The sequence below is a fragment of the Nocardia sp. CNS-044 genome (assembly GCF_059570515.1).
Genome location: NZ_JCANSX010000005.1, coordinates 1,062,370 through 1,085,823, shown reverse-complemented (window position 1 = coordinate 1,085,823; position 23,454 = coordinate 1,062,370). Strand labels below are relative to the sequence as shown.

Here is a 23,454-nt window from a genome sequence, read left to right as displayed (position 1 = left end):
GAACAGCCGAAGGCCGAACCGACCGCGTCGACTCGGTACCAGCGCCGCGGTGGGCTCGGTCACCAACTCCGGTGCGGTCATCAGAACCTCACCCTCGGATCGATCAGTGCGACAAGGGCATCCACCACGAAACTCATCACGGCGACGACCAGCGCGATGAACGCGACGATGCCCTGCACCGCCATGAAGTCGCGAGCCTTGAGGTATTCCGCGAGTTCGAAGCCGAGACCCTTCCACTCGAAGGTCATCTCGGTGAGCACCGCGCCGCCGAGCATCATGGCGATGTACATGCCCATCACCGTGACGATCGGAATCATGGCGTTGCGCACGGCATGTCGGCCGGTCACCACCCGCGCGGACAGTCCGCGGGCCCGCGCCGCGTCGACGTAGTCGCTGCGCAGGGTCTGGATGAGGTTGATCCGCACCAGTCGCAGGAACACCCCCGCGGTCAGCAGGCCGAGCGCGATCGCGGGCAGCACGGCGTGTTTCAGCACGTCGAGCAGATAGGCGTTGTCGCCGTAGAGGATCGCGTCGACCACCATGACGTTGGTCTTCGGCGAGACGTGCTGTAGCCGCAATTCCACGTCGGCGCTGGCCCGTCCGGACACCGGCAACCAGCCGAGCCGCACCGCGAACAACAGCTTGAGCAGCAGCCCCACGAAGAACACCGGCGCGGCGTAGGCGAGGATGGCGAACAGGCGTAGCGCGGCGTCGCTCGCCGAATCCCGATGGGTGGCAGCGTATCTGCCGAGCGGGACGCCGATCGCGAAGGCGACGAGCAGCGCCCAGCACACCAGTTCCAGGGTGGCCGCGCCGCGGGTGGCGATGATGTCGGCGACCAACCGGTGGTCCTGGGTCTGCCCGAAGTCGCCGCGCGCGAGGCCGGACAGGTACTCCCAGTACTGCACCAGGATCGGCCGGTTCAATCCGGCGGCCTCCCGCCGCTGCTCGATCTGATCCGGTGGCAGCCGCCCGCCCAGCGCGGCTTCGATCGGATCACCGATCACCCGCATCATGAAGAACACCGCGGTCACCAGAATCCAAGCCGTCACCGGGATGAGCAGCAGCCGCACCGCCAGATACCTGGCCAGGGCGAGCCCGCGCGAATCCCCGCCCGCCGCCCGCCGGGGCAGCGCGAACCGCCGGGCCCGCGGCGCGATCGCCGCGGGCCCGGTCCCCTCCGACTTCACTTGCTCAGGACCGTGTAGCGGAACTTGAACGACAGGTCCAGCGTCTGCTCCATGCCCTGGACGTCCGTGCCCGCGACGCCGATCTGCTTGCCGGACAACAGCGGAACGATCGGCAGGAAGTTCTGCGCCAGGTCGCGCTGCACCTGCTGGATCTGCTGGAGCCTGCGGTCCTTGTCCGGCTGGGTCGACTCACCGACGAGTTGCGCGGTGATGCCCGGATCCTCGAAGTGCGACTGGAGGAAGTTGTTCGGGCCGAAGAACGGCGAGAGGTAGTTGTCCGGGTCCGGGAAGTCGGGGAACCAGCCGAACTGGTACAGCGGGTAGGCGTCGCGCGCCCGTTCCCTCTGGTAGCTCACCCATTCGGTGGACTGCAGATTCACCCGGAACAGACCCGTGCTTTCCAGTTGCGTCTTGATCGCCTTGTATTCCTCGGCGCTGCTGGAGCCGTAGTGGTCGGGGTTGTACTGAAGATTGAGTTCCACCGGCGTCGCGACGCCCGCGTCGGCGAGGAACTTCGCGGCCGCGTCCTTGTTCGGACCCGCGCCGTAGATGTCCTTGAACGGTTCCGCCGCGCCCGGAATACCCTGCGGGACGGACGAATACGCCGGGACGTAGGTGTCCTTGTAGACGTCGCGGGCGAGCGCGGCCCGGTCCAGCGATGACGCGAACGCTTTGCGCACCGCCAGCTTCTGCTCCGGCGTACCGCCGGGCATGGTGTTCAAGTTGAAGACGATGTAGCGCAACTCGCCGCCGGGACCGTCGAGCACCTTGACCTTGTCGCTGGCGCGCAGCCCCTCGATATCGGTCGGCGTCAGCGAGCGGTAGCCCGCGTCGATCGCGCCGCTCTGCAGATCCAGCTTCAGGTTGTCGGTGGTGGCGTAGTACTTCGCCGAGATGCGTGGCGTCTTCGGGGTGCCGAGGATGCCGCGATAGTCCGGATACGCCTGGTACTCGACGAGCTTGTTCTTGTCGTAGCTGGTGATCGTGTACGGGCCGGAGTAGCCCTTGGCGCGCACCACGTCCTCGTCGGCCATCACCTTGTCGGCGGGGAACACCCGCTCGTCCACGATCGGCCCCGCCTGCGTGGGCAGGATGGCCGGGAAGGTCTGGTCGTTGGCGACCTTCAGCGTGAAGGCGACGGTGCGATCGTCGACCACATCGGTCTTCTCCAGATTGCCGAGCAGCGAGGCCGGACCGTTCGGGTCGTTGATACCGAGCATGCGGTCGAAGGAGAACTTGACACTCTTGGCGGTCAACGGGTTTCCGTTGGCGAACTTCAATCCCGCCTGCAAGGTGCAGGTGTAGACCGTCGGCGAGGTGAACTCGCACTTCTCGGCGGCGTCCGGTTTCGGGGTCGGGTCGCCGGGCGCGAAATTCAGCAGGTACTGGTAGATCTGCGTCTCGGCGACCAGCGATCCGTTGTCGTAGGCGGCGGCCGGATCCAGCGAGAAGATCTTGTCGGTGGTGCCGACGATCAACCCGTCGCCGTCACCGCCCTCGCCCGTCCGTCCGGAACCGCAACCCGCGAGCACCGACGCGACCAGCGCCATGAGTCCGACCGCCGCAATGCCTTTCGCTCGTCTACGCCCGCCCGGCGTCCTCGAAACCCTCATCATCAGGCCCCACTTCTTCGAGCGCGCCGCACCGCGATACCTGGATCACAGGCCCGGTCCGGACGCGGTGAACTTTCGATATAGCTGGCGACCGTACCCACGAACCATTTCCGGCACATTGCGTTTTCAAAGAAAAATCACCGGGCTGTCATCGTCCGTCGCGAACCATGCACGGCCGCACCGGCGTCGCCCGGTCAAATGTCCAGGTGCGCGGGAAGATCGAGGTCGTGGCGTCTCGAGCAGGCCAAGTCACGCCCACGGACACCGTTGCGGCGCTACCCATTTCGGCGCTGCGCCAAACCACCGAGCGCCAAACCCTCGCGCGCCAAACCACCCGGCATACCGGGTGCCCGTCACGACGCGCCCCGCGTGGGAATCGAACACGACGCACGGGAGGTACCTCGCACCGAAGCAGTGCGGGCCGCGAACCGATCAGCGCGAGTTCGCCGAAAACCTCGCCACCATGATCGACGCCCGCGTCCTCCGATTCGTCGCCGCCGCAACCGAACTCGGAATCGGTACCGAGACAGCGATGTTCGGCCGGCACTGGGCGGTCGAGCTACGACTGGCGTCCACGATGCCCGCCGCACTGGAGGTGCGAAAGAACGGCACCTGGCAGTTCATCCGCTATGTCTACGACCAACTTGGCGCAGGTGGACATCCCGAAGGTGAACCGGTCTTCACCGCGGCCTCAACGAAGTGGAGTTGGATGCCGCGTTCGCCCGATGGCTCGCCGACCACCTCCCGCGCCGAGCGGACTTACGGCCTGCTCAGCGCGCTCGCGTTGGCGTTCTCGCCCAGCAGCACCGACTCCGGCTGACCCGTCAGCATGCCCTCCAGCAGGTTCTTGCCGATCGATGCCTCCTGCGGCAGCGGGATCGGGTAGCTGCCGTCGAAGCACGCGGAGCACAGGCGGGTGCGCGGCTGCTCGGTGGCGGCGATCATGCCCTCGGTGGAGATGTAACCGAGGCTGTCGGCGCCGATCGAGCGGCGCACGTTCTCGACCATGTCGTCGTAGCTGTCGTCGGCGCCCGCGCCGTTGGCGATCAGCTCCGCGCGCGAGGCGAAGTCGATGCCGTAGAAGCAGGGCCACTTCACCGGCGGCGAGGCGATCCGCACGTGGATCTCCAGCGCGCCCGCCTCGCGCAGCATCCGCACAAGGGCGCGCTGGGTGTTGCCGCGCACGATCGAGTCGTCCACCACGATCAGTCGCTTGCCGCGGATCACCTCGCGCAGCGGGTTCAGCTTGAGCCGGATGCCCAGCTGACGAATCGTCTGACTCGGCTGGATGAAGGTGCGGCCCACGTAGGCGTTCTTCATCAGGCCCTGCCCGTAGGGCACACCGGAACCCTGCGCGTAACCGACTGCGGCGGGCGTGCCCGATTCCGGCACCGGGATCACCAGGTCGGCGTCGACCGGACGCTCCTTGGCCAGCCTGCGGCCGATCTCGACGCGGGTGGCGTGCACCGAGCGGCCCGCGATGGTGGAGTCGGGCCTGGCCAGGTACACGTACTCGAAGACGCAGCCCTTGGGCTCGGGGTTGGCGAAGCGCATGGAGCGAACGCCCTCGGCGTCGATCGCCAGCAGTTCGCCCGGTTCGATCTCGCGCACGAAGGCCGCGCCGACGATGTCCAGGGCGGCCGTCTCACTGGCAACGACCCAGCCACGCTCGAGCCTGCCCAGACACAGCGGACGGACGCCGTGCGGGTCGCGCGCCGCGTACAGGGTGTGCTCGTCCATGAAGGTCAGGCAGAAGGCGCCCTTCAGCGTCGGAAGCAGCTTCATGGCGGCCTGCTCGATGCTGGAATCCGCGGCGGCGTGCGCCAGCAGCGCGGTCATCACGTCGGAGTCCGAGGTCGCGCCGACCGGCTGCGGGCGGCCGCCGGAGACCGGGTTGCCGATCAGTCCGAGTTCCCGTGCCCGGCTTGCCAATTCGGCGGTGTTGACCAGATTGCCGTTGTGTCCCAGCGCGAGTCCGGAGCCGACCGCGGTGGTGCGGAAGATCGGCTGCGCGTTCTCCCACGTCACACCGCCGGTGGTGGAGTAGCGACAGTGGCCGACGGCGATATGGCCCGGCATGGCGGCCAGCGTCTGCTCGTCGAACACCTGCGAGACCAGCCCGAGATCCTTGAAGACCAAGATCTGCTGACCGTCCGAGACCGCGATGCCCGCCGCCTCCTGACCGCGGTGTTGCAGCGCATAGAGGCCGTAGTACGTGAGCTTCGCCACGTCCTCGCTCGGCGCCCAGACACCGAAGACACCACACTCCTCGCGTGGCTCGTTCTCGTCCTCATCGGGGGTGGCTGCGAGGTTGTCGACCGATACTTCGGCGTTGGTCACCGTTTGCTCCCTGTTCGGGCGGGCTGGGGGCACCAGTCATTCTACGGGTGAAAATTCGATCGCGATCACGGCCACCGCATCCCCGGAGCAATCCCGTGTCGATTCCCCGAAATCGCGCGGCCGCGGCGGTACCGTCCATTAGTGGCGACTACGGACAGCACCCGCGGGACGGATCCGAACGCTCGGCGGCTCGACCGCCGTTCGCTACTGCGTATGGTCGGCGCACCCATGATCGTGCTCACCCTGCTGACCACGCTGCTCGGGATCATGTACCTGGCCTACGTGGTCGATCCCGAAGAGAATCTGCACGACTTCCCGATCGCGCTGGTCAACCAGGATGTCGGCGAGACGTTCGGCTCGCCGGGTCAGGAACGGCGGGTGAACTTCGGCGACCAGGTGGCCGACGGGCTGCGCAAGTCCGTGCCCGCCGATCAGATCGATCTGCGGGTCATCGGGATCAGCGAGGCCGAGCGGCAGATGCAGTCCGGCAAGGTCTACGGCGCGATCATCATCCCCAGCGACTTCAGCAAGCGGCTCGGCATCCTGGGCGTCGGCAGCGTGGTGCCGGGCGATATCGAGCAGCCCATCATCACGCTCCAGACCAACCCGCGCGCGGGCACCTACGCGTCCTCGATCGTCGTCCGCGTCGGCGACACGGCGTTCCCCCAGGTGAACAAGCAGGTAGGCCAGGAGCTGACCCGGCAGGTGGAGGCTCAGCTCACACCGCCCGAAGGCGGACAGGCGCCCGAGCTCAGCGGAGCCACCCGTATCGCGCTGGCCAGTCCGCTGCAACTGATCGTCGAGCAGTACCGCCCGCTGCCGAGCAACACCGGGCAGGGTCTCACCGCGTTCTTCTATGCCCTGTTGCTGCTGCTCGCGGGCGTGATCGGCTCGATGACGATCCACACCATGGTGGACGCCAACCTCGGCTTCGTGCCCACCGAGTACGGCCCGTGGTACGTGCATTTCCCGCCCACTCCGATCTCTCGGTTCAAGACCCTGCTGCTCAAGTGGGGCGTGATGATTCTCATGGGCACCGTCGTCTCGCTGATCTACATGCTGGTGGCCAAGGCGCTCGGCATGCCGCTCGACAATCCGCTGGCACTGTTCCTCTACGGCGCGTTCGCGATCATCGCGGTCGGCATCACCGGCCTGTCGATCCTCGCGGCCATCGGCTCGGCGGGATTGCTGGTGAACCTTGTCCTGTTCATCGTGCTCGGCTTGCCTTCGTCGGGCGGCACGGTGCCGATCGAGGCGACGCCCAAATACTTCGGCTGGCTGGCCCATTTCGAGCCGATGCACCAGGTGTTCCTGGCCGTTCGGTCGATCCTGTACTTCGACGCCAGCGGACCGGCGGGGTTGACGCGGGGCTTCTGGATGACGCTGGCCGGGCTCGTCATCGGGCTCGTGCTCGGGGCGGTCATCACCCGCTACTACGACTACAAGGGTCTGCATCGCGGTCGGCCCGCGCCCGCGGCGGCCTGATCCTCCCGCGGTGACGGGGCGGCATTCGCCCGGCGGATGGTCGACGGCCTACCCCGCGCGCCGAGGCGAATTCGGTGTCCACACGCAGCGACGCCGACCAGGACGAGCCGCCTGGGTCCCGTCACATCTCATCGGCCGGACGCAGGATCGGCAGCCAATGCGCGACCTCGGCGGCGCGGCTGCCGGAGGCGGTGAGCGCTCCCGAGCGGACGGCGGTGTCGAAATCGAGCAGTCCGGTGGCGAGCAGCAGCCAGGTGCGCGGGTCGGTCTCGACGACGTTGGGCGGGGTGCCGCGAGTGTGGCGGGGCCCTTCGATGCACTGCACCGCGACGAACGGCGGCACCCGCACCTCGACGGAATGGCCGGGCGCGTTCGCGGCCAGCGTGCGCACGGTCGTCTTGACCGCCGCCGCCAGCTCGGGCCGCGCGGGCTGCTCCGCTGCTTCATCACGCAACCAAACACTCACCGCCGCCACCGCCGCCCGGGTCTCCGCCGGGTCCACCGTCGCTCGTCGTCCCACCCGGCCGAGGTTACCCAGCGGCCCCGACCGACGAGACACCGAAGCGTCGCCGCCTGGCACACACCTTTCGCACGCCTCACATAGGCGGTGGCTATGTGAGGCGCATGGGGGATGTGTGGGACGTCAAGCGCGGTACTGCGGAGCCGGCCGGGGAGGCGCGGCGATCCGGCCGCTCCCGGAACAGCGACTCGAGAGCGGTCCGGCGCGCGACTACGCCGCCCGCATTGATCGCGTAGTGCACGAGGGCCGGCGCGGTCGTGCTTCCGGTGCTGCGGCGCAGCTGACCGAAGAGCGCGCCGCCGACCGCGGTGAGCAGCACTGTCGGCACAACGGGTTCGGAACCCGCGCGGGCGGAATGGATGTGCCACAGACCGAAAGTAGCGGCGCCGAGCAGTCGGCCGAGGCGCGCGCCGAAAGCGTTGTCCAGCAGCGGTTCCAGCGTGGAGCGGAAGATCAGCTCCTCGCTGTAGACGGTGCCGATCGGGATGTGCACGGCGACCCACTCGACATCCGAAACCTCTTGTTCCGGTGCGGCGAACTCACGCAGACTCTCGCGCAGCGCCGGAATCGCCACGGCCGCACCGTAACCGGCCAGGACCAGCGAACCGGCCGCAGCACCAACCCGCGCACCTTTGCCCGACCACCAGTGGGATCGCCCGCCGAGCGCGAGCCCGTAACCGGTAGCGAAGCAGGCGTTTACCGCCGTTCGCCCACGCTGATCCAGTTCGAGCCCCGGCAGGACCAGGTTGCTCCACACCAAGGCGAGGCCGGTTCCCGCGAGCGCCTTCAGAACCGGCCCGGCGCTCACTTGGTCTCCCGCTCGAACTCCTCCGCCGCTTCCAGCTGGAACCGAACCCGCTCCGCCAGTTCGGCGTTCCAACCGGGCGGTGCCGCGATGGCGGCCCAACCGTCCAGCACCAGGCTGCCGTAGCGGTGCCCGTGCCCGTCCGAAACACCCTGCGCGTTGGTGAGATCCGCGGCGACCTGCCAGAACGTGACGAACGGCGCCCAGCGCATCTGCGAGGACACGTCCGAGCCGCGCGGCTCCGACAACCAATCCGGTTGGGAGAAGATCAGATCCGTCGACCACCAGACGATCGGGTCGGAGGCGTGCATGAGATAGGCGATGCGCGGCGCCCGCCATTCGCTGTCGGGACGCGCGAGATCGGCGGCGTCGTCGGCGAATCGGACCACAAGCCCGTCGGCGTACACCGGCTCCACCTCCCGGGAACCGGGGTCGCGCCGCTGTACGAATTGCTGCCACAGCCGGTTGGAATTCGGCGGACCGACCCACAGCGCGCCGTCCACCTTGGCGCGCAGATCGGCGAGACCGTCGAAGGCGGCCTCCGAACCCTGCGAGCCCAGGCTCTCGCCGTACACCAGCAGTTTCGGCCGCGACTCCGGCGGGCGCGCCGACCAGTGCTCGTACACCGCGTCGAAGAGCCGCTCGCTCGCCGCGGCCGCTTTGCCGCGGTCCGCGAGGAACGAGAGCACACTCGGCAGATACGAGTACTGCGTCGCGACTATGGCGCTGTCGCCGCCGTACATGTACTCGATCGCGCCCACCGCCAGGGAATTGACCCAGCCGGTGCCCGTGGTGGTGACCACGACGAGCACCTTCCGGTCGAAGGCTCCGGTGCGCTCCAACTCCTCGACCGCGAGCGCGGCCTGCTCCGCGCCGCCGTCGGCCGACTCCAGCCCGACGTAGGCCCGGATCGGTTCGCGCGCCGGTTTCCCGGTGACCGCCGCGATGCGGCTCGCCGACGGTCCGTGCGAGACGAACCAGCGACCCTCGAAGCCGAGCGTCTCCCATTTCGCCAGCGACGCCGAGCTGCCCGAGCGCTCGGGCAGCTGCGGCTGCACCGCGTTGGGCGAGGTGTGGTCGTTGCGCACGCTGAACGCCGAGTTCGCGGCGGCGAAGAACGCCCGGTAGGCGACGCCGTTGAACAGCGTCACCACCAGTACCACGAGCACCAGTGCTCCCGCGGCGGGCGCCAGCTCGCGCGGTACCCGGACCCACCGGTTGAGCTGGCGGGCCAGGAACAGGATGATCTCGCGCACGGTCCGGTAACCCGCGACCACCGCGGCGCCCACCGCCACACTCAACAATCCGGTGCGCAGGTAGGCGGGCGTCGTCGTGCCCTCCATGCCCATCAGCGCGGTGATCTCGCGCTGCCAGCGCGCCGACTGCACCAGCATCAGGGCGGCGGCCAGTGCGGAGGTGAGCAGTATCGCGGTCTTGAGCGCGTAGCGCACCCAGGTGGGCGGTCCGGGAATCTTCAGCCGCGGCCGCACCCAGATCCGGAACAGCCATTCGAGCACGCAGCCGAGGCCGTAGCCGAGCGCCGCGTTGATGCCCGAGATCAGGCCCTGGAACAGCCAGTCCCTCGGCACCAGCGACGGCGTCACCGACAGCGCGAAGAAGATGGTCGCGACGACCAGCCCGACGTAGTTGAGGTCGATGATGTCCTCGGCCCGGCGCACCGCGACGACGCCGCGGGCACGCAGCTTCGTCAGGGTGTCTGCCTTCTCGAGCACTCGAACAGTATGGCGCTCCGCACCGACGGCCGGGCGGGTTGCCCGTGCCGCCCCCGGCGGCGCGGGCGCACATCACAGCCGGGTCGCGCGGCAATTACCCACCGTGCTCGAGTAGTTGTACGGGGCCGCGCGGGCCTCCCAACCCGCAGACTCGTTACCCATGAGCACTCCAAACGCAGCGCCGAAAGCCACCTCGGCCTACGTCGCGCAGGCCGCGATCGCGTTCGGCATCAGCTTGTTCGGGGCGGGCGTCGGCATCTTCTACCTTCCACTGGACGTCTGGCAGCGCGGCTTCCTCGGCATGACCGTGCTGTTCCTGGTGACCAGCACCTTCACCCTGGCCAAGGTGGTGCGCGACCAGCACGAGGCCAACTCGACCACCAACCGCATCGACGCGGCACGGATGGAAAAGCTGATGGCCGAACACGATCCGTTCAAACCACTCTGACCGGCGACGGACGGCGCCCACTCGGGCGAGCCCGGCGACGAGGGGTTCGGGCCCGCACCGGGTGGGCGTTCGCTATTTCAGCTCGCGTTCCCGGTCGGCGGATTCCTCCAGATACCGGCGGACCCGGTCGGAGAGTTCCGCCGTCCAGTCCGGCGGTTGGGCGATGGCTACCCAGGCGTCGAGCACCAGCGTGCCGTAGCGGTGGCCGTGGCCGTCGCTGACCCGCTGCGCGTTCGGCAGGTCGGCGGCGACCTGCCAGAACGTGACGATCGGATACCAGCCCATGCGCGGCGACACGTCCGGCCCGGGCGGCTCGCGCAGCCAATCCGGTTCGTCGAACAGCAGATCCGGCGACCACCACACCACCGGATCCGTGGCGTGCTGGAGGTAGAGCACGCGCGGGTCGAGCCAGGTCGCGCCCGCCTGCCACAGGTTGGCGCGTTCGTCGGCGAATCGGACGACGAGACCATCGGCGTAGGTGGGCAGGATCTCCGGCGAACCCGGATCGCGCCGGGTGACGAACTCGCGCCAGATCCGGTTGGAATTGGGCGGTCCGACCCAGAGCACGCCGTCGGTGCGCGTCCGCAGGTCGGCGAGACCGCTGAAGGCGCCCTCCGAACCCTGCGAGCCCAGACTCTCGCCGTAGACCAACAGCTTCGGGCGCAATTCCGCTGGACGCGCCGACCAGTGCTCGTAGACCTTGTCGAACAACAGCTTTCCGGCCTCGGTGGCCTTGGCCCGGTCCGAGAGGAACGAAAGCACGCTCGGCAGATAGGAATACTGCGTCGCGACCACGGCGGTGTCGCCGCCGAACATCATCTCGATCGATTCCACGCTGGTGGAGTCGACCCAGCCGGTGCCGGTGGTTGTCACCACGACGAGCACCTTGCGTTCGAACGCCTTGGTGCGCTCGAGTTCGTCGATCGCCAATTCCGCCTGCGCCTCGGGGTCCTCGGCCGACTCCAGGCCGGTGTAGACGCGAATCGGTTCGCGCGCAGGCTTCTCCGTGACCCGCTCGATCGCCGCGGCGTCGGGTCCGTAGGACACGAACCAGCGTCCCTCCGAGCCCAGTGTGTCCCACGCCGCCAACGATGCTGGGCTGCCGGACCTTTCGGGCAGTTGCGGCTGAGTGGCGTTCGGCGAGGTGTTGCTGTTGCGCACGCTGAACGCCGAATTCGCCGCGTCGAAGAAGACGCGCACCAGCACGCCGTTGCCGAGCAGCACGGCGACCACGGCCACGGTGACGAACCCGATCGGCAGCGCGATCCGGCGCGGGACGCGCACCCACTTCACCAATTCGCCTGCCACCCAGCGGACCAACCAGCGCGCCGCGCGGAACAGCCCGATCACCACGGCGACCACCGCCGCGCTCAACGCGCCCGTGCGCAGATAGCCGGAGGTGGTGGTCTGATCCATGCCCATCAGCGCGGTGATCTCGCGCTGCCAGCGCGCCGACTGCACCAGCATGACGATCGCGACCACCACGCACGCGAGCACGACGAGCGTCTTGACAACACCGGCGAGCCATCCCGGCAGTGCCAGCGCCGCGGGCAACTGCACCCGCGGCGCGATCCACTTGCCGTAGGCCAGGTCGAGCAGACAGCCGACGCCGTAGCCGATCGCGGCGTTGACGCCGCTGACCAAGCCCTGGAACAACCAGTCGCGCGGCAGCAGCGACGGCGTCAGCGACCAGCAGAAGAACAGGGTGGCGACGACGAGACCGACGTAGTTCGGATGGAAGAAACGCTCGACGAGACCGACCACTCGGCCGGCCCCGTCGCGTAGCTCAGCGGTAACCATCCGAGCCTCCCGGTGGGGTCAGATCGCGCTGGCTCCGAAGAGTTTCGGCAGCGTGCCCTCGTAGGCGTCGCGCAATTCGGCCATGGTAACCGAGAATTGGCCCTGCACCTCGACGGAATCCGACCCCTGGTCGACCACGCCGATGCGCACCCACGGCAGCTCACGCGCGTCGCACATCTTGGTGAACCGGGTCTCCTCCGAGCGCGGCACCGCGACGAGCACCCGGCCCGCCGATTCGGAGAACAGCGTGACGAACGGGTCGGCGCCCTCGGGAAGCAAGATGCGGCAACCGGTCTCGCCCGCCAGCGCGGCCTCCACCACGGCCTGCGCGAGGCCGCCCTCCGACAGGTCGTGCGCGGCGCTGATCATGCCGTCGCGCGAGCCCGAGGTCAGGATCTCGGCAAGCAGCTGTTCGCGCGCGAAGTCGACCTTGGGCGGTTCGCCGCCGAGGTGATCGTGGGCGACCTGCGACCAGATGGAACCGCCGAACTCGTCGCGGGTCTCGCCGAGCAGGATCAGCGTCTCGCCCGGCTCGAGGCCGAGGCCGGTGGGGATGCGGCGGTGCACGTCGTCGATGACGCCGAGCACGCCGACGACCGGCGTCGGCAGGATGGCGTCCTGGCCGGTCTGGTTGTAGAAGCTGACGTTGCCGCCGGTGACCGGAATGCCAAGGGCCACACAGCCGTCCGCGAGGCCGCGCACGGCCTGCTGGAACTGCCACATCACGCCGGGGTCCTCCGGCGAGCCGAAGTTCAGGCAGTTGGTGACGGCCTTCGGGGTGGCGCCGGTGGTGGCGACGTTGCGGAAGGCCTCGGCGAGCGCGAGCTGCGCGCCGGTGTACGGGTCCAGCTTGGTGTAGCGGCCGGAGGCGTCGGTGGCCAGCGCGATACCGCGGCCGGTCTGCTCGTCGATCCGGATGACGCCCGCGTCGGCGTGCTCGGCGAGCACGGTGTTGCCGCGCACGTAGCGGTCGTACTGCTCGGTGATCCACTTGCGGCTGCACAGCTGCGGGCTGGAGATCATCTGGAGCAGCGTCGCGCGCAGCTCCTCCGGGGTCTTCGGACGCGAAAGCTTGTCCGGGGTGTCGGCGATCAGCGCGTCCTGGTAGTCCGGGCGCTGCACCGGGCGCTCGTACACCGGGCCCTCGTGCGCGACGGTGCGCGGCGGCACGTCCACCACGGTCTCGCCGTGCCAGGTGACGACCAGGCGGTCGCCGTCGGTGACCTCACCGATGACGGTGGCGAGCACGTCCCACTTGTGGCACACCGCCATGAACGCCTCGACGTTCTCGGGGGTGACCACGGCGCACATGCGCTCCTGGGATTCGCTGGAGAGGATCTCCGCGGGCGTCATGTTGGCCGCGCGCAGCGGGACCTTGGTCAGATCGATGTGCATGCCGCCGTCGCCCGCCGCCGCGAGTTCGGAGGTGGCGCAGGACAGTCCGGCGCCGCCGAGGTCCTGGATGCCGACGACCAGCTTGGCCGCGTACAGCTCGAGACAGCACTCGATGAGCACCTTCTCGGTGAACGGGTCGCCCACCTGGACGCTGGGCAGCTTCTTGCGTCCGGTGCCGGACTCGTCGCCGGAGAAGGTGTCCGAGGCGAGGACGGAGACGCCGCCGATGCCGTCGAGGCCGGTGCGCGCGCCGAACAGGATGATCTTGTTGCCGGTGCCGGAGGCGAAGGCCAAGTGCAGGTCCTCGACCCGCATCACGCCCGCGCACAGCGCGTTGACCAGCGGATTGCCCTGGTAGGAGGCGTCGAACACGGTTTCGCCGCCGACGTTCGGCAGGCCGAGCGAGTTGCCGTAGCCGCCGACGCCGCGCACCACGCCGTCGACGACGCGGCGGGTGTCGGCCGCGTCCGCCGCGCCGAAGCGCAGCTGGTCCATCACCGCGATCGGGCGCGCGCCCATCGCCATGATGTCGCGCACGATGCCGCCGACGCCGGTGGCCGCGCCCTGGTACGGCTCGACGTAGGACGGGTGGTTGTGGCTCTCCACCTTGAAGGTGACCGCCCAGCCGTCGCCAACGTCGACCACGCCGGCGTTCTCGCCGATGCCCGCGAGCATGGACTCGCGCATCTCGTCGGTGGTGGTCTGCCCGAAGTAGCGCAGGTGCACCTTGGAGGACTTGTAGGAGCAGTGCTCGCTCCACATCACCGAGTACATCGCCAGCTCGGCGTCGGTGGGCCGACGACCGAGGATCTCCTTGATGCGGGCGTACTCGTCGTCCTTGAGACCCAGCTCTTTGTAGGGTTGCGCGACATCTGGGGTCGCTGCGGCTGCGCTGACGGTGTCGACCTGCGGAGTCACGGAGTACCAGGGTCCTTTCGGCCGGGCCATCGGGGTGGGCGAACGCGCGCGGTGCAGCGGCGAACGTCGGCACTGAAATTGCGGCGAGATGCCTGGGGTCAGTTTAGAGGGCGGGTGGTGTGGGCCCGCAGGTGAGGGGCACGGCCGCGTCCGGCGCCGCGCGTACCTCCGCCTTCTTCCGGCCGTGCCGGTCCCGGAGTCCGGCCGGATGCCGCCGCGGACGGAGATCGGTCGCCCGTCGAGGCGGAGCCGACACCGGGTTGTCTCGGCGACGGTCTCGGGCGTAGCGGCGACGGAGGGGACGTCGAGACAGGCCTAGCGACCGGACCGGGGTCGGGGGTGTTTATTACTCTGTCCGGGTGAGCGAACGATCGGGGGTTGCGAATTCGGCCGAGGTTGCCAGAGCGGATGCGCAACCGGGTGACGCCGAATCCACTGCCGACTCGTCGCCGCGTTCGCCGTTGGCATCGAAGCAGTTGCGCTGGCTCGGCGCCGCGCTCGCGTTGTTCCTGGTCTCCGCGGTGGTCTCGCTGCTGGTGCACTGGTGGGGCGGGTACATCGATCTGCGGGTCTATCGCAACGGCGCGCGCGTCTGGCTGGACGGCGGCGAGCTGTACGGCCCGATGCCGCCGGTGTTCGGCATCGGCCTTCCGTTCACCTATCCCCCGCTGGCCGCGCTGTTCTTCGCTCCGCTCGCGCTGATGCCGCTGCCGCTGGCCGAGGTGCTCGTGCTGGCCACCTCGATCGGCAGCCTGGGCATCACGCTGTGGCTGGTGCTGGCCAGGATTCGGCCGGAACTCGACCGGACGGCCATGCTGCCCTTGGTGATCGCCGCTGTCGCGGCGGCGGGGTTCCTGGAACCGGTGCGCCAGACCTACGGCTTCGGCCAGATCAACCTGGTGCTGATGGCCGCGGTCGCGCTGGACTGCCTGGTGCGCAAGCCCTTCTGGCCGCGCGGCATGCTCATCGGGATCGCGGTGTCGATCAAGCTGATTCCCGCGGGCTATCTGCTGTACTTCCTGCTGCGCAGAGACTGGAAAGCCGCGGGCACCCTGGTCGTCTCGGCGATCGGCGCGGTCGGAATCGGATTCCTGCTTTTCCCAAGCGATTCGGTGGACTACTGGTTCCACACGCTCTCCGACACCGGCCGCATCGGCCCGCCGTACTTCGCGGGCAACCAGTCGCTCAAGGGCATGGCCTTCCGGCTCGGCGTCTCCGATTCGGCGGCCACCTTGATCTGGATCACCCTCTCGGTGGTCGCGGTCGCGCTGGCCGCGATCTGGATGCACCGGCTCATCGCCGCGGGCAACACCGTGGCCGCGCTACTGGTGAACGCCGCCGCGGTTCTGCTCGTCTCGCCGGTCTCCTGGTCACACCACTGGATCTGGGTAGCGCCCGCCCTCGTCGTCGCCGCCGACGCCATCGCCCGAACCCGCGAAGGCCGCGCCCGAACCCCGCGCGGACGCTGGTTCACCACAACCGTCGCCGCCTTGACCATCCTGTTCCTCATCGGCCCCCACTGGTTGCTCCCCCATTCCAAAGACCGCGAACTGGACTGGGCTTGGTGGCAACAACTCCTCGGCAGCAGCTACGTCCTCGTGACCTTCACCATCTTCGTCTTCGCGGTGATCACCTACCGCCCCGTCGTGACCCGCACCACCGAAGCCGCCCCGGCCAACGTGACGTGACCGCCGAAGAAGTCCTCGGGCGGCCGGTAGCCCGAGCGCCCTACTCCACCGGCGTGAGGAACGCCGCGAGAGCCGCCGCGTAGGCGGGAACGTCGTTGGCGCCCATCAGTTCTCGGGCCGAGTGCATCGCGAGTTGAGGGGCGCCGACGTCGACGGTGGGCATGCCGGTGCGGGCGGCGGTCATCGGGCCGATGGTGGAACCGCAGGGCAGGTCGGCGCGGTGGACGTAGCGCTGCAACGGGACCGCCGCCTGGTCGCAGGCGAGGGCGAAGGCGCCCGCGCCGGTGGCGTCGGTGGCGTAGCGCAGGTTCTGGTTGACCTTGAGCACCGGTCCGCCGTTGATCTCGATGCGGTGCGCGGGCTCGTGCCGCTCGGGGTAGTTGGGGTGGGTGGCGTGCGCCATGTCGCCGGATGCGCAGATCGAACCGGCAAGGGCCGCAAGGTATTCGGCGCGACCGCCACCGCGCGCCAGCACGATCCGCTCCAGCACGGCGGGCAGCAGGTCGGACTGGGCGCCGCGATCGGACTGGCTGCCGACCTCTTCGTGATCGAACATGGCGAGCACCGGCGTCGACGCGCCCGGATCCTCCACCGCGGCGAGGAACGCGTGCAGTCCGGCGTAGCAGGTGCCCTGATTGTCCAGCCGGGGCGCGCTGACCAGATCGCGGTCCCGTCCGACCAGCCTGCTCGGCTCGAGATCGTGCGTCATCAGCTCCCAGCCGAGCACCGCGGCCGGATCCACCTCCACGGTCTCGGCGACGAAGGCCAGGAACGAGCGCGGCAGGTCGCCGACACCCCACACCGCGTTCACGTGGCGCTGCGGGTCGAGCGTGACGCCGCGCCGGTCCTCGGAGAGGTGGATGGCCAGCTGCGGCACCCGCAGGATCGGCTCATCGATGCGAATCAGCTGCTCGCGCACCTTGTTTCCGACGCGCACCGTCAGCCTGCCCGAAATGCCGAGCTCGCGGTCCAACCACGAGTTCAGCCACGCGCCGCCGTAGGGCTCGAGCCCGACCAGCTGCCACCCGGCGGAGGCCAGATCCGGGTGCTGCTTCACCCGCAGGTTCGGGCTGTCGGTGTGCGCGCCGACGACGCGGAACGGGGCGTCCGGGCCCGTCCCCGACCAGGCGACCAGGGAACCACCGCGCACCACGTAACGGCGTCCGATCGCCTCGCCGGGCCAGACCGACGCCTCCTCGAGCCGGGTGAAGCCGTGCGTGTCCAGCTCCCGCGCGACCGTGCGGACCACGTGGAACGGCGAGGGTGAATCATCGATGAACGCGCACAGACCATCGGCCGTGGCGGCGGTCGCGGAAACGGGCATGGGAGCGATCCTAGGGGCCGACCACCGCCGCGGCCGTCCGAGGCGCGTGGCAACTTCCGCCACCGCCGCTAAACTGACGCCCAGGCTGCGAACGAGAACATTCAGCAATCTCGCGTGAAGGGCAGGGGTTCGCATGACACTGCCGAGCGGGCGGCACCACGACGCCGTCGAAATCGTCAACATCGCACCTTTGCACGGCGCGGGCGCCATCATCGGGCCGTCCTGCGTCGCGGCCGCGAATCTGGCCGTGGCCGAGATCAACAGCGGCACCGGCATTCTCGGTCGCGAGGTATGCGTGACCACGATCGACGGCGGCGGTCCGCCGCAGCGCGTCTACGACGAGGTCTCGGCCCTGCTGGCGACCGGCATGGTGCACGCCGTCACCGGCATCCCGATGCCGGAGAACCGCGTCGCGATCATGCGCGCGGCGGCCGGTCGCGCGCCGTGCCTGTTCGGCGTCGGCCACGACGGACTCGCGGGCGAAGAACCGGGCGTCTTCATGATCGGCGAGCATCCAGGCATCCAGACGCTGGTCGCGGTGGACTGGCTCTACCGGGAGTTCGGCGCCCGGCGCTGGGCCGTGGTGGCCAGCGACTATCTCTGGTCGCGCCGCATCGCGCCCACGCTGCGCGAAGTCCTCGCGCCGCGGCACACGGTGGTCGCCGAACATTTCGTGCCGATCGGCGCCGAGAATTTCGACGCCGTGCTCGACGATCCCCGGCTGGACGCGGCCGACGGGGTGATCCTGCTGCTGATCGGCGCCGACGCGGCCCGCTTCAACCGGGCGTTCACCGCGGCGGGACGCGCCGGCCGCCAGTTCCGCACCGGCCCGACCATCGACGAAAACGTCTTGCTGGCAGGCGGACTCGACGCCAACCGTGATATCTACGTGCCCTCCAGCGTGATTCCCGATCGGCGCAGCGCGGACCACCGCGATCTGCTCGACCGATACCTGCGGCTGCACCACGGATTCGCCCCCGCCTTCAGCCGATTCGCCAACGGCGCCTACCGCGCGCTGCACGCGCTGCGCACCGCGGTCGACACCGCGGGCTCGTTCGAGACGGCACGCATCCACGGCGCGCTGGCCGACCGCCCGGTGCTCGAAGGCCCGTCCGGCGAGTTCACCTTCCGCGGCGATCAGATCGTCCAGCCGACGTTGGTCGCGCGCGCGACGGGCGTCGACTTCGAGACGCTCACCGTGGTGTGAGCAACCCCCCTTGACGTTTCTCCGCCGCCGCGACGCCCGCGCACGGCCAACGACAGCGCCGACTACGCCTCGGCGACCAGCTCCAGCAGCCGCTTCAGCTCGGCGTAGCGCCGCGCGCCGATTTTGTTCTGCAACTGACGCTCGGCGATTTCCTCCTCGGCCCGCACCGACGCGACCAGCTCGGCCCCCAGCCTGCTCAGCCCGATCAGAATGCGCCGCCGGTCCTCCTCCGCGGCCACCCGGAAGATCAGTCCGCGCTCGGCGAGGAAGTCGGCGTGCCTGGTCGCCGAGGACGGCGCCAATTGCGAGCGGTTGGCCAATTCGCTCATCGTGATGCCGTTTTCGGTCGACAGATTGCACAGCATCGACCACTGATCCGGCGAAAGCTGCCTCGCGCACAAAGCGGCATCGAGGTTACGCAGCCACCGTCGTTCCGCGGCACGCAGCGCCCCATGCAGCGTGACATATCCGCTTAGAATGGTCGTCATTGATTTTCCCCGCCTGCTTTTGTATTTCGTTCGAACCAGAAGAAGAGTACCGAATGTCAGCGGTCGGCGAGAGCCCAGACGGCACGATAGAGATCCTGAACATAGTTCCCATGCAGGGACCTGGCGGGATCTTCGCGCCTTCCTGCGACGCTGCCATTTCGCTCGCGGCGTCCGAAATCAACCGGGGCGCCGGAATTCTGGGGCGCGAAATTCGTACCACGAATATCGATGGCGGCAGGCCGCCCGCCGAGGTCGCGACCGAGGTGGCCGCGCTGCTGGCCACCGGCATGGTGCACGCGATCACCGGCTGGCACACCTCCGCGGTGCGGCGGGCCGTGGCCAAGGCGAACGACGGTCGCGTGCCGTACCTGTTCGCGGTCAGTCACGAGGGCCTGCCCGACGAACTGCCCGGTGTGCTGCTGGTCGGCGAGCACCCGGCGGGCCACACCGTCGCCGCGGTGCGCTGGCTCGGCAAGGAACTCGGCGTGCGACGCTGGGCCATCATCGGCAACGACTACATCTGGCCGCGCGAGACGGCGAAAGCGGTGCGGCGCAGCCTGATCGACCCGGACGCCATCGTGCTGGAACGCTTCGTCCCGCTCGGCACGCCGAGCTTCGGCGAGTTCCTGCTGCACCCCGATCTGGATCGGGCCGAGGGCGTCATCATCCTGATGGTCGGCGCGGACGTCGCGCGGTTCAACCGCCAGTTCTGCGCCATGGGGCGGGCCGCCGACCAGGTGCGAGTCAGCCCGGCCGCCGACGAGAACGTGCTGCTCGCGGGCGGCGCCGAGGCCAATCACAATCTCTACGTGCCGTCCAGCTTCTTCCTGAACGAGAAGCTCACCGACGGCCGAGATCGCAAGGCCCGATATCGCAGGATGCACGGCAGCTTCGCGCCCGCGCTCACCACCTTCAGCAACGCCACCTACGAGGCCATCCACGCGCTGCGCGGGTTGGCCGAGACCGTCGGCTCGCTGGACGTGCCGAGCCTGCAATGCGCGCTCGCCGACGGCGTGCACTTCCAAACCCCGGGCGGGCCACGGGGATTCGTCGGCAACCAGGCGATCCAGCCCGGCTATCTGGCGCGGGCCGATGGCGTCGAATTCGACATCATCGACCGCATCTGGTGACCCACGAAACGCGAAACGGCCCGGACCGACCGGCTCCCGATGCGGGAGCGCGGAACGATCCGGGCCGGGGTGTCGCGTCAGGCCGAGACCAGGGTGTCCAGCACCGAGAGGAACAGTCCGAGACCGTCGTCGCTCGGGCCGGTCAGCGGCTCGGTGGCGTGCTCGGGGTGCGGCATCAGACCGACCACCCGTCCGTTGGCCGAGGCGATGCCCGCGATGCCACGCTGCGAGCCGTTCGGGTTGTCGCCCGAGTAGCGGAAGACCACCCGGCCCTCGCCTTCGAGCTCGTCGAGCACGGCGGCCGAGGCCTGGTAGCGGCCCTCGCCGGACTTCAGCGGGACCAGGATCTGCGCGCCCGGCTCGTAGCGGGACGTCCACGCGGTGGAGACCGAATCGACGGTCAGCCACTCGTCGCGGCAGATGAAGTGCAGACCCTCGTTGCGGGTGAGCGCGCCGGGCAGCAGACCGGCCTCGCACAGCACCTGGAAGCCGTTGCAGATGCCGAGCACCGGCATGCCCTGGCCCGCGGCCTGCACGACCTTGCCCATCACCGGCGCGAACCGGGCGATGGCGCCCGCGCGCAGGTAGTCGCCGTAGGAGAAGCCGCCGGGCACGACGACCGCGTCGACCTGCTTCAGATCGGCGTCGGCGTGCCACAGGCTGACCGCCTCGGCGCCCGCGAGGCGCACCGCGCGCGCGGCGTCGACGTCGTCGAGCGTGCCGGGAAAGGTGATGACCCCGATGCGCGCCGTCATGGGAGGCGAACCACCTTCCACTCCTCGATCACGGTGTTGGCGAGCAGGCCTTCGGCGATCTGCTCGAGCTCGGCGTCGCTGACGCTCTCGTCCACTTCGAGCTCGAATCGCTTGCCCTGCCGCACATCACCGATCCCGGCGAATCCCAGGCGCGGGAGCGCGCCGACAATGGCCTGCCCCTGCGGATCCAGGATTTCGGCCTTCGGCATCACCTCGACCACGACTCGTGCCACGCGTTGCTCCTCAGGTGGTGTGGGGGGTTACCTGAGCAGCCTAGTTGTTCCGGTCGCGCGAGCTACCTGCGGGGTCGGGTGAAAATCGACACCCTGCCAATAGCATGGCGGAATGCGCATAGCCCATTTCGGCCACTCCTGCATCCTCGTCGAGCTGCACGGCACGAAGGTGCTCTTCGATCCGGGCACGTTCTCGCACGGCTTCGAGGGCATCACCGGCCTGGACGCCATCGCCGTCACCCACCAGCACCCCGATCACATCGACCCGAACCGCATCGACGCGCTGCTCGAGGCCAACCCGCAGGCCAGGGTGCTGTCCGATCCGCAGACCGCCGCCCAGCGCGGCGGACGGTGGGAGGCCGTGCACGCGGGCAACGTGCTGCGGCTCGGCGACCTCCAGATCACCGGTGGCGGCGGCAGGCACGCGGTGATCCACCCGGACATCCCGGTCATCGACAACACGGTCTTCCAGCTCGGCACCGCCGACGACCCCGCCCAGCTCGTGCACCCCGGCGACTCGCTCTGGGTCCCGCCGGTCCCGGTCGGCGTGCTCGCCATCCCCGCCGCCGCGCCGTGGATGCGGATCAGCGAGGCGGTCGACTACTTGCGCGCCGTCGCCCCGCGCACCGCGCTGCCCATCCACTTCGGCATCATCCACGAGGAGGCCCGCGGCATCTACTTCGGCAGGCTCGCCGAAATGGGTCCGGACGGAACCGAATTCACCGTGCTGGAACCGGAGAACCAGCGCGAATTCTGAACGAGCGCCGTCGACCGGCTTCAGGGGTGAATACGACCTTCAGCCGCGACCGTAGCTGGTCAGGAAAAGCGCCTCCGCCAGTGCCATGTGTTCGATTTCGGACGGGTCCACGCTTTCGTTGGGCGCGTGGATGAGGCACTTCGGCTCCTCGACGCCGATCAGCATGATCTCGGCGTCGGGGTAGGTGTCGGCGAAGACGTTGCACAGCGGGATGGAACCGCCCTGGCCCTGGGTGGTGGTCGGCCAGCCGTAGGAGGCGACCAGCGCGGCGTCCATGGCCGCGCGCGCGGGGCCGCCGCTGGCGGAGCGGAACGGCGCTCCCTCGCCCTCCAGCTCGATGGTGAGCTTCGCGTGCAGCGGGGTGTTCGCCTCCAAGTGGGCGACGAGGGCGCGGTGCGCGTGTTCCGGCGTGATGCCCGGGGGAATGCGCAGGTTCAGCCGGGCGCGGGCGGCGGGCTGAATCGACGCCGTCGAGCCGACCACCCGCGGCGCATCGATGCCGAGCACGGTGAGAGCCGGTCGGGCCCAGAGCATTTCGGCGACCGTACCGTCGCCGGCGAGCGCGACTCCGCCGAGCACGCCCGCGTCGTTGCGGAAGCGGTCGGGGTCGTAGTGCACGCCGTCCCAGGTCTGCCGGTTGTCCAGCCCCGCGACGGTGGTGTTGCCGTCGGCGTCGCGCAGCGTGGCGAGCACCTGGATCAGCGCGGCGAGCGCGTCCGGCGCCGCACCGCCGAACATGCCCGAATGCAGCGGTCCGGCAAGGGTTTCCACGGTGACGAGCACGTTGACGTTGCCGCGCAGGGTTTCGGTGAAGGTCGGCACGCCCGCGGCGAAGTTGCCGCAGTCGCCGATCACGATGGCGTCGGCGCGCAGCAGATCCGGGTTGGCCACGACGAATTTCTCCAGCCCCCCGGTCCCCTGCTCCTCCGAGCCCTCGGCGACCAGCGTGACGCCCACCGGTAGCTCGGATCCGACAGCGCGCAGGGCCGTCAGGTGCATGACGATGTTGCCCTTGCAGTCCGCCGCGCCGCGCCCGTACCAGCGACCGTCCTTCTCGGTGAGCTCCCAGGCGGGCGTCCGCCACGCGGCCTCGTCCAGCGGCGGCTGCACGTCGTAGTGGCAGTAGAGCAGCACAGTCGGCGCCCCGGGAGGCGCGGGACGCGAGGCGATGACGGCCTTGCTACCGTCCGGCGTCTCGTGCAACCCGACCTTGGTCAGCCCGACCGCGGCGAACGCGTCGGCCACCCACTGCGCGGCGCGCTCGCACTCCTCGGCGGGGAACTGCCGCGCGTCGGCCACGGACTTGAACGAAACCAGTTGCGCGAGATCGCGTTCGGCTTGCGGCATCAGCCCCGCGACGCGCGAGCGCAGCTCGGCGGTATGCGGATCGTCGGAAGTCATGGGCAGCTCACTTCGTCGTGTCGTCGAGCGTCGATTCGCACCTCGTCGAGGTGGATGCCGAGCCGGTCCACACGGCGCTGAAGCGATTCGCGCACAGTGCTGGCGCCGATTCGACGGCGATCACCGTATCGCGATCGCCGGTCGCCGAGCGGTTGCCGGGGCCGGGCCGCGTCGGTCGTGATGTCGTCGACGGAACGCCGGACCGAGCACCAGTAGCCGCTCAG

At 69.1% G+C, this 23,454-nt stretch carries 20 protein-coding genes; 7 read left to right on the top strand and 13 right to left on the bottom strand.

Features of this window, described 5'->3' with window-relative positions; translation table 11 throughout:
• Positions 1-80: 80 nt before the first annotated feature.
• Entirely contained in the window at positions 81-1,091 is a 1,011-nt protein-coding gene (locus tag T333_RS05995; protein WP_496424152.1) for an ABC transporter permease, read from the bottom strand.
• A gap of 95 nt (positions 1,092-1,186) precedes the next feature.
• Complete coding sequence (locus tag T333_RS05990; RefSeq protein WP_355000315.1) at positions 1,187-2,740, bottom strand: ABC transporter substrate-binding protein; 1,554 nt, start codon at positions 2,738-2,740, stop codon at positions 1,187-1,189.
• Positions 2,741-3,266: 526 nt separating this feature from the next.
• On the opposite strand from T333_RS05990, the gene T333_RS05985 reads away from it, so the two are divergent.
• Positions 3,267-3,623 carry a hypothetical protein gene (locus T333_RS05985; RefSeq protein ID WP_496423865.1) on the top strand — a complete coding sequence of 119 codons (357 nt, stop codon included), beginning with the start codon at positions 3,267-3,269 and terminating at the stop codon, positions 3,621-3,623.
• On the opposite strand, the gene purF is transcribed toward T333_RS05985, so the two are convergent.
• Positions 3,563-5,143, bottom strand: a complete 1,581-nt coding sequence (gene purF, locus T333_RS05980; protein ID WP_355000317.1) for an amidophosphoribosyltransferase — start codon at positions 5,141-5,143, stop codon at positions 3,563-3,565. The two genes, T333_RS05985 and purF, sit on opposite strands and share 61 nt — an antisense overlap.
• Positions 5,144-5,356: 213 nt before the next feature.
• Between purF and T333_RS05975 the strand changes: the two genes are divergently transcribed.
• On the top strand, positions 5,357-6,628 hold the full coding sequence (locus T333_RS05975; protein ID WP_496424151.1) for a YhgE/Pip domain-containing protein: 1,272 nt from the start codon (positions 5,357-5,359) through the stop codon (positions 6,626-6,628).
• A gap of 121 nt (positions 6,629-6,749) precedes the next feature.
• Here T333_RS05975 and T333_RS05970 read toward each other — a convergent pair whose 3' ends face one another.
• The 3 genes from T333_RS05970 to T333_RS05960 all read right to left on the bottom strand — a co-directional run bounded on the left by T333_RS05970 (position 6,750) and on the right by T333_RS05960 (position 9,686).
• Positions 6,750-7,148 carry a sterol carrier family protein gene (locus T333_RS05970; RefSeq protein ID WP_496423864.1) on the bottom strand — a complete coding sequence of 133 codons (399 nt, stop codon included), beginning with the start codon at positions 7,146-7,148 and terminating at the stop codon, positions 6,750-6,752.
• 91 nt (positions 7,149-7,239) lie between these two features.
• On the bottom strand, positions 7,240-7,956 hold the full coding sequence (locus T333_RS05965; protein ID WP_496423863.1) for a CPBP family intramembrane glutamic endopeptidase: 717 nt from the start codon (positions 7,954-7,956) through the stop codon (positions 7,240-7,242).
• The gene (locus T333_RS05960) at positions 7,953-9,686 is read right to left on the bottom strand and encodes an alpha/beta hydrolase (RefSeq protein WP_496423862.1); all 1,734 of its coding nucleotides are present in this window, start codon (positions 9,684-9,686) and stop codon (positions 7,953-7,955) included. The genes T333_RS05965 and T333_RS05960 overlap by 4 nt, the downstream gene beginning before the upstream one ends.
• Positions 9,687-9,846: 160 nt before the next feature.
• Here T333_RS05960 and T333_RS05955 point away from each other — a divergent pair, with 160 nt between their 5' ends.
• The gene (locus T333_RS05955) at positions 9,847-10,134 is read left to right on the top strand and encodes a YiaA/YiaB family inner membrane protein (protein ID WP_355000321.1); all 288 of its coding nucleotides are present in this window, start codon (positions 9,847-9,849) and stop codon (positions 10,132-10,134) included.
• A gap of 72 nt (positions 10,135-10,206) precedes the next feature.
• On the opposite strand, the gene T333_RS05950 is transcribed toward T333_RS05955, so the two are convergent.
• Together T333_RS05950 and purL are read right to left on the bottom strand one after the other, a co-directional pair.
• Positions 10,207-11,934 (bottom strand): alpha/beta hydrolase, encoded by a 1,728-nt coding sequence (locus T333_RS05950; protein ID WP_496423861.1) that lies wholly within the window; start codon positions 11,932-11,934, stop codon positions 10,207-10,209.
• A gap of 18 nt (positions 11,935-11,952) precedes the next feature.
• On the bottom strand, positions 11,953-14,277 hold the full coding sequence (gene purL, locus T333_RS05945; protein ID WP_496423860.1) for a phosphoribosylformylglycinamidine synthase subunit PurL: 2,325 nt from the start codon (positions 14,275-14,277) through the stop codon (positions 11,953-11,955).
• A 329-nt stretch (positions 14,278-14,606) separates the two neighbouring features.
• On the opposite strand from purL, the gene T333_RS05940 reads away from it, so the two are divergent.
• Positions 14,607-15,935, top strand: coding sequence for a glycosyltransferase 87 family protein (locus tag T333_RS05940; protein ID WP_496423859.1), 1,329 nt, complete (start codon positions 14,607-14,609; stop codon positions 15,933-15,935).
• Between the two features lie 40 nt (positions 15,936-15,975).
• Here the strand turns inward: T333_RS05940 and T333_RS05935 are convergent, their stop codons facing one another.
• Positions 15,976-17,259, bottom strand: a complete 1,284-nt coding sequence (locus T333_RS05935; RefSeq protein WP_496423858.1) for a M18 family aminopeptidase — start codon at positions 17,257-17,259, stop codon at positions 15,976-15,978.
• Positions 17,260-17,392: 133 nt separating this feature from the next.
• Here T333_RS05935 and T333_RS05930 point away from each other — a divergent pair, with 133 nt between their 5' ends.
• Entirely contained in the window at positions 17,393-18,466 is a 1,074-nt protein-coding gene (locus T333_RS05930) for an ABC transporter substrate-binding protein (RefSeq protein ID WP_496423857.1), read from the top strand.
• A 62-nt stretch (positions 18,467-18,528) separates the two neighbouring features.
• Here the strand turns inward: T333_RS05930 and T333_RS05925 are convergent, their stop codons facing one another.
• Positions 18,529-18,954 (bottom strand): MarR family winged helix-turn-helix transcriptional regulator, encoded by a 426-nt coding sequence (locus tag T333_RS05925; RefSeq protein ID WP_355000327.1) that lies wholly within the window; start codon positions 18,952-18,954, stop codon positions 18,529-18,531.
• Between the two features lie 53 nt (positions 18,955-19,007).
• Between T333_RS05925 and T333_RS05920 the strand changes: the two genes are divergently transcribed.
• Complete coding sequence (locus T333_RS05920; RefSeq protein WP_496423856.1) at positions 19,008-20,084, top strand: substrate-binding domain-containing protein; 1,077 nt, start codon at positions 19,008-19,010, stop codon at positions 20,082-20,084.
• A 77-nt stretch (positions 20,085-20,161) separates the two neighbouring features.
• Here T333_RS05920 and purQ read toward each other — a convergent pair whose 3' ends face one another.
• Together purQ and purS are read right to left on the bottom strand one after the other, a co-directional pair.
• Positions 20,162-20,839 carry a phosphoribosylformylglycinamidine synthase subunit PurQ gene (gene purQ, locus T333_RS05915; protein ID WP_355000329.1) on the bottom strand — a complete coding sequence of 226 codons (678 nt, stop codon included), beginning with the start codon at positions 20,837-20,839 and terminating at the stop codon, positions 20,162-20,164.
• The gene (gene purS / locus T333_RS05910; RefSeq protein ID WP_067791321.1) at positions 20,836-21,072 is read right to left on the bottom strand and encodes a phosphoribosylformylglycinamidine synthase subunit PurS; all 237 of its coding nucleotides are present in this window, start codon (positions 21,070-21,072) and stop codon (positions 20,836-20,838) included. The genes purQ and purS overlap by 4 nt, the downstream gene beginning before the upstream one ends.
• Before the next feature lie 112 nt (positions 21,073-21,184).
• Here purS and T333_RS05905 point away from each other — a divergent pair, with 112 nt between their 5' ends.
• Complete coding sequence (locus tag T333_RS05905; protein WP_496423855.1) at positions 21,185-21,829, top strand: MBL fold metallo-hydrolase; 645 nt, start codon at positions 21,185-21,187, stop codon at positions 21,827-21,829.
• Positions 21,830-21,868: 39 nt separating this feature from the next.
• On the opposite strand, the gene T333_RS05900 is transcribed toward T333_RS05905, so the two are convergent.
• Entirely contained in the window at positions 21,869-23,230 is a 1,362-nt protein-coding gene (locus T333_RS05900) for a dipeptidase (protein WP_496423854.1), read from the bottom strand.
• Between the last annotated feature and the right edge of the window lie 224 nt (positions 23,231-23,454).